The organism is Vibrio sp. 10N.222.49.C9, assembly GCF_041474985.1.
Classification (GTDB): Bacteria; Pseudomonadota; Gammaproteobacteria; order Enterobacterales; family Vibrionaceae; genus Vibrio; species Vibrio crassostreae_C.
Genome location: NZ_JBFRVD010000039.1, coordinates 1 through 12,814 on the forward strand (window position 1 = coordinate 1; position 12,814 = coordinate 12,814).

At 45.1% G+C, this 12,814-nt stretch carries 9 protein-coding genes and 1 pseudogene; all 10 read right to left on the bottom strand.

Going from position 1 to position 12,814, the window contains the following annotated elements:
• The coding region (tnpA, locus tag AB4585_RS17250; protein WP_408063595.1) for an IS66 family insertion sequence element accessory protein TnpA at positions 1–193 on the bottom strand (193 nt) is incomplete at its 3' end.
• Between the two features lie 194 nt (positions 194–387).
• Positions 388–4,590 carry a DNA-directed RNA polymerase subunit beta' gene (rpoC, locus tag AB4585_RS17255; protein ID WP_017060527.1) on the bottom strand — a complete coding sequence of 1,401 codons (4,203 nt, stop codon included), beginning with the start codon at positions 4,588–4,590 and terminating at the stop codon, positions 388–390.
• Positions 4,591–4,682: 92 nt separating this feature from the next.
• Entirely contained in the window at positions 4,683–8,711 is a 4,029-nt protein-coding gene (rpoB, locus tag AB4585_RS17260; RefSeq protein ID WP_017060526.1) for a DNA-directed RNA polymerase subunit beta, read from the bottom strand.
• A 235-nt stretch (positions 8,712–8,946) separates the two neighbouring features.
• A complete protein-coding gene (gene rplL / locus AB4585_RS17265) occupies positions 8,947–9,315 on the bottom strand; it encodes a 50S ribosomal protein L7/L12 (RefSeq protein ID WP_017060525.1) in 369 nt (122 codons plus the stop codon).
• A 57-nt stretch (positions 9,316–9,372) separates the two neighbouring features.
• Positions 9,373–9,867 carry a 50S ribosomal protein L10 gene (gene rplJ / locus AB4585_RS17270; protein ID WP_017060524.1) on the bottom strand — a complete coding sequence of 165 codons (495 nt, stop codon included), beginning with the start codon at positions 9,865–9,867 and terminating at the stop codon, positions 9,373–9,375.
• A 250-nt stretch (positions 9,868–10,117) separates the two neighbouring features.
• Positions 10,118–10,822 carry a 50S ribosomal protein L1 gene (gene rplA, locus AB4585_RS17275; RefSeq protein WP_017060523.1) on the bottom strand — a complete coding sequence of 235 codons (705 nt, stop codon included), beginning with the start codon at positions 10,820–10,822 and terminating at the stop codon, positions 10,118–10,120.
• Between the two features lie 4 nt (positions 10,823–10,826).
• On the bottom strand, positions 10,827–11,255 hold the full coding sequence (gene rplK / locus AB4585_RS17280) for a 50S ribosomal protein L11 (RefSeq protein WP_010435555.1): 429 nt from the start codon (positions 11,253–11,255) through the stop codon (positions 10,827–10,829).
• A gap of 213 nt (positions 11,256–11,468) precedes the next feature.
• Positions 11,469–12,017 carry a transcription termination/antitermination protein NusG gene (gene nusG, locus AB4585_RS17285; RefSeq protein ID WP_010435556.1) on the bottom strand — a complete coding sequence of 183 codons (549 nt, stop codon included), beginning with the start codon at positions 12,015–12,017 and terminating at the stop codon, positions 11,469–11,471.
• Between the two features lie 13 nt (positions 12,018–12,030).
• Positions 12,031–12,408, bottom strand: a complete 378-nt coding sequence (secE, locus tag AB4585_RS17290) for a preprotein translocase subunit SecE (protein ID WP_010435558.1) — start codon at positions 12,406–12,408, stop codon at positions 12,031–12,033.
• Between the two features lie 223 nt (positions 12,409–12,631).
• A pseudogene (tuf, locus tag AB4585_RS17295) lies at positions 12,632–12,814 on the bottom strand (elongation factor Tu); the annotation flags it as partial.

Consider the following 12,814-nt stretch of genomic DNA (forward strand, 5'->3'; position numbering starts at 1 on the left):
TCTTTTCAACGATTTCGGCTCTAACAAATCCGACAGATTCCGATTGGTTTGCTGTTTGGAGTTGACGCCGTTTGGCGAAGAACGTGGATAAACTCAGTCCATGCTCTTCACAAAAAGCGCGTTGGGTAACACTGCTACTTTCATATTGTTCAAACAGTGATTGCCATTCTAGGTTGGTGCGTCGTTTTGCCATTTCAACTCTCCTTTGGGTTGGAGAGTTGATCTTATTCTTCGTGCTGAAGGATTAGAATGCGGTGTTCATGGCACGCTTACGCTAGATAAGCACACCTATCACTTTATAAGTCATAGCTAAATACCAATACGCCAGATACAAAAAAGGCACCCGAAGGTGCCTTTTTCTTATCTCTTAGAGACTACTCGTAGAGCTTACTCTTCTGAAGAGAAACCAGCGTTTAGAAGTGCTGCTAGATTGTCAGTAGCTTGTTCAGCTGAAGGACCTTCTTGCTCTTCTTCACGTTGTTTTTGACGCTCTTGGTGGTATGCGAAACCAGTACCAGCTGGGATCAGACGACCAACAATTACGTTCTCTTTCAGACCGCGAAGGTCATCACGCTTACCAGAAACCGCAGCTTCTGTTAGTACGCGAGTCGTTTCTTGGAACGATGCAGCTGAGATGAATGACTCAGTTGCAAGAGATGCTTTAGTAATACCTAGTAGATCACGTTCGAAACGTACTAGTTCTTTACCTTCAGCTTCTAGCTTACGGTTAGCAATCTTAACATTGTGGTACTCAACTTGTTCGCCAGGTAGGAACGGAGAGTCACCAGAATGAGTGATTGTACACTTACGTAGCATTTGACGAACGATAGTCTCGATGTGCTTATCGTTAATCTTTACGCCTTGTAAGCGGTAAACTTCTTGAACTTCGTTCGCGATGTACTGAGTTACTGCGTGGATACCACGTAGACGCAGGATATCGTGTGGAGTTTCAGGACCGTCGGCGATTACATCACCACGTTCAATCTTCTCACCTTCGAACACGTTCAATTGACGATGCTTAGGAATCATCTCTTCGTAAGCGTCACCGCCTTCACGAGTGATTACTAGACGACGCTTACCTTTCGTTTCTTTACCGAAAGACACAGTACCTGTGTGCTCAGCAAGGATCGCAGGCTCTTTAGGCTTACGAGCTTCGAATAGGTCAGCTACGCGTGGTAGACCACCGGTGATATCTTTGTTTCCGCTCGATTTTTGAGGGATACGAGATAGTGTGTCACCGATGCCAACTTCAGCGCCATCTTCGATGTTTACAATCGCTTTGCCAGGTAGGAAGTAGTGAGCTGGCATATCAGTACCAGGGATCATTACGTCGTTACCTTGCTCATCAACAAGTTTGATAGCTGGACGCATATCTTTACCTGCTGCTGGGCGAGCTGCTGCGTCTGTAACTTCACTTGAAGAAAGACCCGTTAGATCGTCAGTTTGACGAGAAACTGTAATACCATCGATCATATCTACGAATTGGATACGACCTGCCACTTCAGTGATGATTGGCATGGTATGCGCTTCCCAGTTAGCTACAACTTCACCAGCAGTAACTGCTGCGTTGTCGCCTTTGGTTAGCATCGAACCGTAAGGAAGTTTGTGCTTCTCTTTAGTACGGCCGAATTCATCAATAATCGTCATCTCAGATGCACGAGAAGTGATAACCAGTTTCTTATCTTTGTTAACTACGAACTTAGCATTGTGAAGTTTCACAGTACCAGTTGTCTTAGCTTGGATGCTGTTCTCTGCTGCTGCAGTAGATGCCGCACCACCGATGTGGAACGTACGCATCGTTAGCTGTGTACCCGGTTCACCGATAGATTGTGCAGCGATAACACCAACTGCTTCACCTTGGTTCACTAGGTGACCACGTGCTAGGTCACGACCGTAACACTGTGCACAACAACCGAAGTCTGCATCACAGGTAACAACAGAGCGCACTTTCATGCTATCTACTGAGTTGTCTTCCATGATTTGACACCACTTCTCATCAATCAGAGTATTACGTGGAATCAGTACATCTTCAGTACCAGGCTTAAGAACGTCTTCAGCTACTACACGACCTAGAGCAAGCTCAGAAAGTGCAACTTTAACGTCACCACCTTCGATGTGAGGCATCATGTCGATACCTTCATGCGTGCCACAGTCATGTTCGTGTACTACAACGTCTTGAGCAACGTCTACTAGACGACGAGTTAGGTAACCCGAGTTTGCTGTTTTCAGTGCTGTATCCGCAAGACCCTTACGAGCACCGTGCGTTGAGATAAAGTACTGAAGGACGTTTAGACCTTCTTTAAAGTTCGCTGTGATCGGCGTTTCGATGATTGAACCATCTGGACGCGCCATCAGACCACGCATACCTGCTAGCTGACGAATCTGAGCTGCAGAACCACGTGCGCCCGAGTCGGCCATCATGTAGATGCTGTTGAACGATTCTTGCTGTTCTTCTTCGCCGTCACGGTTGATAACTGTTTCAGAAGATAGGTTATCCATCATTGCTTTCGCAACGCGGTCATTCGTAGATGCCCAGATATCGATAACTTTGTTGTAACGCTCACCCGCAGTAACAAGACCAGATTGGAATTGCTCTTGGATTTCGCGAACTTCTTCTTCAGCAGATTCAATTTCATCGTATTTCGCTTGAGGTACAACCATATCGTCGATACCTACAGAAACACCAGAAAGTGCAGCGTATGCAAAACCTGCGTACATGATTTGGTCAGCAAATACTACTGTATCTTTTAGACCAAGCTTACGGTAACACTCGTTAAGAAGAGTAGAGATCTGCTTCTTACCTAACTTTTGGTTAACGATGCTGTACGGTAGGCCAGCTGGAACGATTTGCCATAGCATTGCACGGCCGACAGTTGTATCAACCATCTTCGTTTCAGTAGTGCTGTTACCATCTTCGTCTACTACAGTTTCGGTGATACGTACTTTAACGCGAGCGTGTAGCTCAGCAGTCTTAGTACGGTATGCCTTTTCAGCCTCAGCAGGGCCAGCAAGGTACATACCTTCGCCTTTCACGTTGATCTTGTCACGTGTCATGTAGTAAAGACCCAATACAACGTCCTGAGAAGGTACGATGATCGGATCACCTGACGCTGGCGACAGAATGTTATTCGTCGACATCATCAGTGTACGTGCTTCAAGCTGTGCTTCTAGAGTTAGAGGCACGTGTACCGCCATTTGGTCACCATCGAAGTCGGCGTTGTATGCCGCACACACTAGTGGGTGAAGCTGAATCGCTTTACCTTCGATTAGTACTGGTTCAAACGCTTGGATACCTAGACGGTGAAGTGTAGGTGCACGGTTAAGCAGTACTGGGTGTTCGCGGATTACTTCGTCCAGGATATCCCAAACGATAGCTTCTTCGCGCTCTACCATCTTCTTAGCAGCTTTGATTGTCGTAGCCATGCCACGAGTTTCTAGCTTGCTGTAGATGAACGGCTTAAATAGCTCAAGTGCCATCTTCTTAGGAAGACCACACTGATGTAGACGAAGGTATGGACCTACTGTGATTACAGAACGGCCAGAGTAGTCTACACGTTTACCTAGAAGGTTCTGACGGAAACGACCTTGTTTACCCTTGATCATATCAGCAAGAGATTTCAGAGGACGCTTGTTAGAACCAGTGATAGCACGACCACGACGACCGTTATCTAGAAGTGCATCAACAGACTCTTGCAGCATACGCTTTTCGTTACGTACGATGATGTCCGGAGCAGCTAGCTCTAGAAGGCGCTTCAAACGGTTGTTACGGTTGATCACACGACGGTAAAGGTCGTTCAGATCTGAAGTCGCAAAACGACCGCCATCTAGTGGTACTAGAGGACGTAGATCTGGCGGCAGAACCGGAAGTACAGTCAGAATCATCCATTGCGGATCGTTACCCGATGCAATGAACGCTTCAACTAGCTTCAGGCGCTTAGTAACTTTTTTACGCTTAGTTTCTGAGTTAGTCGTTTCTAACTCTTCGCGCATTTCTTCCACTTCTTGATGAAGGTCCATTGTTGCAAGCAGATCTTTGATCGCTTCAGCACCCATCTTAGCAGTAAATTCGTCACCCCACTCTTCTAGACGATCCAGATACTCTTCTTCAGTAAGCATCTGAGATTTTTCTAGATCAGTCATACCTGGTTCAGTTACTACGTACATCTCGAAGTAAAGAACACGTTCGATATCACGTAGAGGGATATCCATTAGTAGACCGATACGAGACGGCAGTGATTTTAGGAACCAGATGTGAGCAACTGGTGAAGCTAGCTCGATGTGGCCCATGCGGTCACGACGAACTTTAGTTTGTGTAACTTCAACGCCACACTTCTCACAGATAACACCACGGTGCTTCAGGCGCTTGTATTTGCCACAAAGACATTCGTAGTCTTTAACTGGACCAAAAATACGTGCACAGAACAGACCATCACGTTCAGGTTTGAACGTACGATAGTTAATTGTTTCCGGCTTTTTAACTTCACCAAAAGACCATGAACGGATCATGTCTGGTGAAGATAGACCGATTTTGATTGCATCAAATTCTTCGGTCTTATGCTGTGCTTTTAGAAAGTTTAATAAGTCTTTCACATTCAGCTCCTGTAAGGAGTTAAAGGAGCTCACTGCTGTAGCAAGCTCCCTTTTACCAAATAATCCTATCTTCTTTTAAAAAGAAGGAGGGATTACTCTTCGTCTTCTAGCTCGATGTTGATACCTAGCGAGCGAATCTCTTTCAACAGTACGTTGAACGACTCAGGCATACCAGGTTCCATGCTATGGTTACCGTCTACGATGTTCTTATACATCTTAGTACGGCCGTTAACGTCATCTGACTTAACTGTTAGCATTTCTTGTAGAGTATATGCAGCACCGTATGCTTCTAGTGCCCATACTTCCATCTCACCGAAACGCTGACCACCGAACTGAGCTTTACCACCAAGTGGTTGCTGAGTTACTAGGCTGTAAGAACCAGTTGAACGAGCATGCATCTTGTCATCAACCAAGTGGTTCAGTTTCAGCATGTACATGTAACCAACAGTTACAGGACGCTCAAACGAATCACCAGTACGACCATCAAACAGTTTAAGCTGACCAGATTCTGGCAGATCACCCAGTTTAAGTAGTTCTTTGATTAGAGACTCAGAAGCACCGTCGAACACAGGAGTAGCAATCGGTAGACCGCCACGTAGGTTCTTGATCAGTGTACGAACTTGATCATCAGACAGTTCAGCAATATCAACTTTCTGACGAGTATCACCAAGATCGTAAACCTTCTGTAGGAACTCACGGAACTTATGCAGTTCTTGTTGTTCCTTAACCATTTGGTTGATCTTGTCACCGATACCTTTCGCAGCCAAACCTAAGTGAACTTCTAGGATCTGACCGATGTTCATACGCGATGGTACACCCAGCGGGTTAAGTACGATGTCTACAGGCTGACCTTTCTCATCGTATGGCATGTCTTCAACAGGGTTAATCTTAGAGATTACACCTTTGTTACCGTGACGACCGGCCATCTTATCACCAGGCTGGATACGACGTTTAACCGCTAGGTAAACTTTAACAATCTTAAGAACGCCAGGCGCTAGATCATCACCTTGAGTGATTTTACGACGCTTAGTTTCAAACTTCTTATCGAAGTCTGCTTTTAGCTCATCCCACTGCTCAGCAAGTTGCTCAAGCTGTGTTTGTAGCGCATCGTCTTCTAGAACTTGCTCTAGCCATTGCTTACGACCGATAGTATCAAGCTTAGCTTCAGAGTAACCACCAGACAGAAGTACAGCTTTAACACGGTTAAGAAGGCCACCCTCAAGAATTTGGAACTCTTCAGTTAGGTCTTTCTTAGCTTCTTTAAGCTGCATCTGTTCGATTTCAAGTGCACGCTTGTCTTTCTCTACGCCATCGCGAGTGAAGACTTGTACATCGATGATAGTACCCGAAACAGAGTTTGGTACACGTAGAGAAGTATCTTTAACATCAGATGCTTTCTCACCGAAGATAGCACGTAGTAGCTTCTCTTCAGGAGTCAGTTGAGTTTCACCTTTAGGGGTTACTTTACCAACTAGGATGTCGCCACCCTTAACTTCAGCACCAATGTAAACGATACCTGACTCGTCTAGTTTAGACAGAGCAGACTCACCTACGTTTGGAATATCAGCTGTGATCTCTTCAGAACCCAGCTTAGTATCACGAGCCACACAAGATAGTTCTTGGATATGGATTGTCGTGAAACGGTCTTCTTGAACTACGCGCTCAGATACTAAGATCGAGTCTTCGAAGTTGTAACCGTTCCAAGGCATGAATGCGATACGCATGTTTTGGCCAAGAGCTAGTTCACCAAGGTCTGTTGAAGGACCATCAGCAAGAACATCGCCACGTGCAACTGGTTCACCAGGAAGTACAGTTGGACGTTGGTTAATACATGTGTTTTGGTTCGAACGCGTGTACTTAGTTAGGTTGTAGATATCGATACCAGCTTCGCCAGGTACCAATTCATCTTCGTTAACCTTAACTACGATACGAGAAGCGTCTACAGACTGAACTTGACCACCACGTTTAGCAACCGCTGTAACACCAGAGTCAACTGCGATGTTACGTTCGATACCAGTACCTACTAGAGGCTTATCAGCCTTAAGTGTTGGTACAGCTTGACGTTGCATGTTGGCACCCATCAATGCACGGTTCGCATCATCGTGTTCTAGGAACGGGATAAGCGAAGCAGCGATAGATACTACTTGGTTTGTCGCAACGTCCATGTAGTCAACGTGATCGCGTGGGTGAAGACCAGATTCACCTTTTTGACGAGCTGTGATTAGCTCATCTGCAAACGTACCTTCTTCAGTAAGAATGGTGTTTGCTTGCGCGATTACGAATTGACCTTCCTGGATTGCAGACAGGTAATCAACTTCTTCTGTTACTACACCATCTACTACACGACGGTACGGAGTTTCTAGGAAACCGTAATCGTTACAACGTGCAAACGCAGATAGTGAGTTAATTAGACCGATGTTTGGACCTTCAGGCGTTTCGATCGGACATAGACGACCGTAGTGAGTTACGTGAACGTCACGTACTTCGAAGCCTGCGCGCTCACGAGTAAGACCACCAGGACCTAAAGCAGAGATACGACGTTTGTGCGTAACTTCTGACAATGGGTTGTTTTGGTCCATGAACTGTGAAAGCTGTGAAGAGCCAAAGAATTCTTTAACTGCAGCAGAGATCGGCTTAGCGTTGATAAGATCTTGAGGCATGATTGCATCAAGGTCACCAAGGCTTAGGCGCTCTTTAACGGCACGTTCTACACGAACTAGACCAACACGGAATTGGTTTTCTGCCATTTCACCTACAGAACGGATACGACGGTTGCCAAGGTGGTCGATATCGTCCACTTCACCAATACCGTTACGGATACCAATCAGTTTCTTCATCACTTCGATGATGTCTGATTCATCCAGAGTACCGCGCTCTTCTTCTTCTTCACGCTCGATAGAGCTGTTGAACTTCATACGGCCTACAGTTGATAGGTCGTAACGTTCTTCAGAGAAGAATAGGCTTTCGAATAGAGACTCTGCAGCTTCTTTCGTTGGTGGCTCGCCAGGACGCATCATGCGGTAGATTTCTACCAATGCAGAGATGCGATCTACTGTGCTATCTGCACGTAGAGTGTCTGACATGAATGGACCGTGATCTAGGTCATTCGTGAACAGAGTTTGTAGAGCCTTGTGGCCTGCTTGAGACAGGTTAGCAAGAGCTTCTAGGCTAATCTCTTGGTTCGCGCCAACGATGATCTCGCCAGTTGCTTCGTTGATGTAATCTTTAGATGCAACTTTACCAACGATGTACTCTACTGGTACTTCGATGTGCTCAACGCCATCTTTTTCAAGTTGACGGATATGGCGAGCAGTAACACGACGACCAGTCTCAACGTAAGTTTTACCGTTTGCTTCGATGTCGAATGACGCAGTTTCACCACGTAGACGATCAGGAACCAACTCCATAAGAAGAGTTTGGTCTTTCACTTCGAAGTTCACTTTGTCGAAGAACAGATCAAGGATCTCTTCAGTCGATTTACCAAGTGCACGAAGAATAATCGATGCTGGTAGCTTACGACGACGGTCGATACGTACGAATAAGTTATCCTTAGGATCGAACTCAAAGTCTAACCATGAGCCACGGTAAGGAATTACACGTGCGTTATAAAGAACTTTACCTGATGAGTGGGTCTTACCCTTATCACTGTCGAAGAACACGCCTGGGCTTCGGTGCAGCTGGGATACGATAACCCTCTCGGTACCATTAATTACGAAAGTACCATTGTCTGTCATAAGCGGAATTTCGCCCATGTAGACTTCTTGTTCTTTAATGTCTTTTACAGTACCTGCTGGTGCATCTCGATCAAAGATAACTAGACGTAGTTTTACGCGTAGTGGCTTTGAGTAAGTAACACCGCGGATTTGACATTCTTTAACGTCAAAAACTGGCTCACCAAGACGGTAGCTAACGTATTGCAGCTCAGAATTGCCGTTGTAGCTCTGAATTGGAAATACAGAACGGAAAGCAGCTTCAAGACCGTATTGACCTTCTGGATCCTGTTCGATGAATTTGTCGAAAGAATCAAGCTGGATCGATAACAGGTATGGAATGTCCAAAACTTGTGGACGAGTACCAAAATCCTTACGGATGCGCTTTTTCTCGGTATAAGAGTAAACCATGGGGTTCCTCAGCTCGCTGATAAGTGACCCAAACCACCCAAAACACTCTTCAGAGGGGGTGGTGACAAACAGCTGTTTAGTGGTAGTGAACAATCATTTCGAAAAAATGACTGTTTTTTTGCTCGGATTATGACGGTTAAACAGCGGAAATTTCGTCATAGCCCTACAGCGCAAAAAGGCCGGTGGTTAATAAACCACCAGCCATTAGCCTTGCGGCTATGAAATTAAGTAATAATTACTTGATTTCAACAGAAGCGCCAGCTTCTTCTAGCTGTGCTTTAAGAGCTTCAGCTTCAGCTTTGTCAACGCCTTCTTTAAGCGCTGCAGGAGCTGAGTCTACAAGACCTTTAGCTTCTTTAAGACCTAGGCCAGTTGCGCCACGTACAGCTTTGATAACTTGTACTTTGTTAGCGCCAGCAGCAGTTAGGATTACGTCGAATTCAGTTTGCTCAGCAGCAGCGTCGCCGCCAGCTGCGCCACCAGCTACAACTGCAGCTGCAGCTGAAACGCCGAATTTCTCTTCCATAGCTTCGATAAGCTCAACAACTTGCATTACAGACATTTCTGCAACTGCGTCTAGGATTTGCTCGTTAGTAATAGACATAACAATTCTCTTTTAAGTCAACAATAAGTTTAATTTGCAACCAGTGAAAAGCAAGGCTTAAGCCGCTGCTTCTTCTTTTTGGTCACGTAGTGCAGCGATAGTACGAACCAGCTTGCCAGCAGAAGCTTCTTTCATGCACATCATTAGGCGTGCGATAGCTTCGTCGTAAGTTGGTAGTGTCGCTAGTACTTCAGCATCAGTAACTGCGCCTTCAAATGCAGCAGCTTTGATCTCGAAATCTTTGTTCTCTTTAGCGAAGTCTTTGAAAAGACGCGCTGCAGCACCTGGGTGCTCGTTAGAGAACGCGATCAGAGTTGGACCAGTGAAAGTGTCTACTAGACACTCGTAGTCTGTACCCTGAACCGCACGGCGTGCTAGTGTGTTACGAACAACTTTCATGTAAACACCCGCTTCGCGAGCTTGTTTACGTAGAGAAGTCATTGCGCCAACTTCAACGCCACGAGAATCAGCTACAACTGCAGAAAGTGCACCACTGGCAGCTTCGTTGACTTCAGCAACAATTGCTTTTTTGTCTTGAAGATTTAAAGCCATTTGGATTAACCTCTGGTTGTGATTACAGCACTCAATACAAAATGTAATGAGCGTTTACGATGTTATTTAAAAATGAATAAATTCATTTCAAACCACAACATCGCCTACGTAGGTTTTATTAAGCTATCAATAATCTAATGAAAATCGACAGCGCCTACGGTCTTGGGATAGATGATTTCAAATTGCTTTAAAACCACCCAACCACAAATATTAGGCGCAGAAGTATACACTAAATCTGCGCCTAAGCAAATTAGTTTGCTTGAGTGTCAAGACTAGCTTGATCAACAGCAACACCAGCACCCATCGTAGTAGAGATGCTTACTTTCTTCAGGTAAGAACCCTTAGCTGAAGAAGGCTTAGCTTTCTTAAGAGCAACTAGAAGAGCTTCTAGGTTCTCTTGAAGCTGGCTAGCTTCGAAAGATGCTTTACCGATAGTAGTGTGGATGATGCCGTTCTTGTCGTTACGGTAACGAACCTGACCAGCTTTAGCGTTCTTAACCGCTTCAGCAACGTTAGGAGTTACAGTACCAACTTTAGGGTTTGGCATAAGACCGCGTGGACCTAGGATTGTACCTAGTTGACCAACAACACGCATTGCATCTGGAGAAGCAACAACTACGTCGAAGTTCATTTCGCCTTTTTTCACTTGCTCAGCAAGATCTTCCATACCAACAATATCTGCGCCAGCAGCTTTAGCAGCTTCTGCGTTTGCACCTTGAGTGAAAACAGCAACGCGGATGTCACGGCCAGTACCGTGAGGTAGCACTGTTGCGCCACGAACGTTTTGGTCAGATTTACGAGCATCGATGCCTAGGTTAACAGCAACATCTACAGACTCAACGAATTTAGCAGTCGCTAGTTCTTTAAGAAGAGCAACAGCTTCGCTGATTTCGTATTCTTTAGTTGAGTCAACTTTGTCGCGGATTACGCGCATACGCTTAGTAAGTTTAGCCATGATCTTATCCCTCTACCACTAGGCCCATTGAACGAGCAGTACCAGCAATAGAACGTTTCATTGCTTCGATGTCAGCACCAGTCATATCAGCAGCTTTAGTTTCTGCGATTTCCTGAACTTGAGCGTCAGTAACAGTACCAACTTTCTCAGTGTTTGGACGACCTGAACCAGACTTAACGCCAGCAGCTTTCTTAAGAAGAACAGCAGCAGGTGGAGTCTTAGTTACGAACGTGAAAGAACGGTCGTTGTAAACAGTAATAACTACTGGAGTAGGTAGACCTTTCTCAACAGATTCTGTTTTTGCGTTGAACGCTTTACAGAATTCCATGATGTTCACGCCGTGTTGACCTAGAGCAGGACCAACCGGTGGACTTGGGTTTGCCATACCAGCTGCAACTTGCAGTTTGATATAAGCTTCAACTTTCTTAGCCATGATATTTCCTAATATTTTGGGTACATGCGCTAGCCGCAAGGCGAGCTCCCCATAAATTCAATTAACTCTTTTTCACTTCCACAGAAGCAAAAAGGCGCGAAATTATAATCATAATTCGCGCCTTTAACAACCCTAAAAAGGTGATTTTTTATACTCTTTAATTTTAAACAGCTTATGAACTATTTATCCACAGCTTGTTCAAAACTTAGAGTTTTAGTCCAGTTTTTCAACCTGACCAAATTCAAGCTCAACCGGTGTTGCACGACCAAAGATCGATACAGATACCTTAATGCGGCTTTTCTCGTAATCTACTTCTTCAACAGTACCGTTGAAGTCAGCAAATGGACCATCGTTCACACGAACCACTTCACCCGCTTCGAACATTGTCTTAGGACGTGGAGACTCGCTCGCTTTCTCTAGACGGTTCAAGATAGCATCAGCTTCTTTATCAGTGATTGGTGCAGGACGATCAGAGGTACCACCAATGAAGCCCATAACACGCGGAATGCTGCGTACTAAGTGCCATGATTCATCATTCATGATCATTTGAACTAATACGTAGCCAGGGAAGAATTTACGTTCACTTTTACGGCGTTGGCCTGCACGCATTTCCACTACTTCTTCAGTAGGTACTAGCACATCGCCAAATAGTTCTTCCATGTTGTGCATTTTAATATGCTCGCGTAGCGACTGTGCAACACGACCTTCAAAGCCAGAAAAGGCTTGAACTACATACCAACGTTTTTTTGGAGCTTCACTCATGAATCAGAACCCTCTACACCCCAGTTGCTAGAGAAACTAGACGGACCATAATGCCGTCAATTCCCCAAAGCACTAGAGACATAACAATACATACAGCTAAAACGATCAATGTAGTTTGCATAGTTTCTTGGCGAGTAGGCCAAACAACTTTACGAATCTCCATACGAGATTCTTTTGCAAAATCGATCGCAGCTTTACCTTTAGTTGTTGTTGCTGCAACGCCTAGTGCGGCAGCAATCAGCACAACTACACCTGCAGCGCGAATTACAACAGACAATTCACCATACAGGTAATTACCCACAACAGCAGCAGCCAACAGAACAAAAGCGACAATCCACTTCATTGTATCTGCTGCACCTGAGCTATCAGGAGTTTCAGCGTTTGCTTTCATAAAACCAACCTGTGATAAGTCTTAAATATAGACGACAATAACCCCGCTGTTGCAGGGCACATTCCTTTGCGTTGCAAAACAACACATCTAACAGTCATTTTAGTCAAAAAGACCGTTTAATTCTTTGCTAAGAGCAAAAATCGATGTCAAAACATCCAACTCTTTTTTTAGCGCAGAAAAAGGGCATCAAATGATGCCCTTTTTACTAGTGGTTCGTCAAATCTTATGCAAAGATTTTAGCTACAACACCAGCACCAACTGTACGGCCACCTTCGCGGATTGCGAAACGTAGACCTTCGTCCATTGCGATTGGAGCGATTAGCTCAACAGTCATTTGAACGTTGTCACCTGGCATTACCATTTCTACGCCTTCTGGTAGAGTGATATCGCCTGTTACGTCAGTTGT

Excerpts from the sequence above, each read along its gene's own strand:
- secE (WP_010435558.1), bottom strand. The coding sequence starts at position 12,408 with ATGAAAGCAAACGCTGAAACTCCTGATAGCTCAGGTGCAGCAGATACA.
- rpoB (WP_017060526.1), bottom strand. The coding sequence starts at position 8,711 with ATGGTTTACTCTTATACCGAGAAAAAGCGCATCCGTAAGGATTTTGGT.
- rplJ (WP_017060524.1), bottom strand. The coding sequence starts at position 9,867 with ATGGCTTTAAATCTTCAAGACAAAAAAGCAATTGTTGCTGAAGTCAAC.
- rplK (WP_010435555.1), bottom strand. The coding sequence starts at position 11,255 with ATGGCTAAGAAAGTTGAAGCTTATATCAAACTGCAAGTTGCAGCTGGT.
- rplA (WP_017060523.1), bottom strand. The coding sequence starts at position 10,822 with ATGGCTAAACTTACTAAGCGTATGCGCGTAATCCGCGACAAAGTTGAC.
- nusG (WP_010435556.1), bottom strand. The coding sequence starts at position 12,017 with ATGAGTGAAGCTCCAAAAAAACGTTGGTATGTAGTTCAAGCCTTTTCT.
- rplL (WP_017060525.1), bottom strand. The coding sequence starts at position 9,315 with ATGTCTATTACTAACGAGCAAATCCTAGACGCAGTTGCAGAAATGTCT.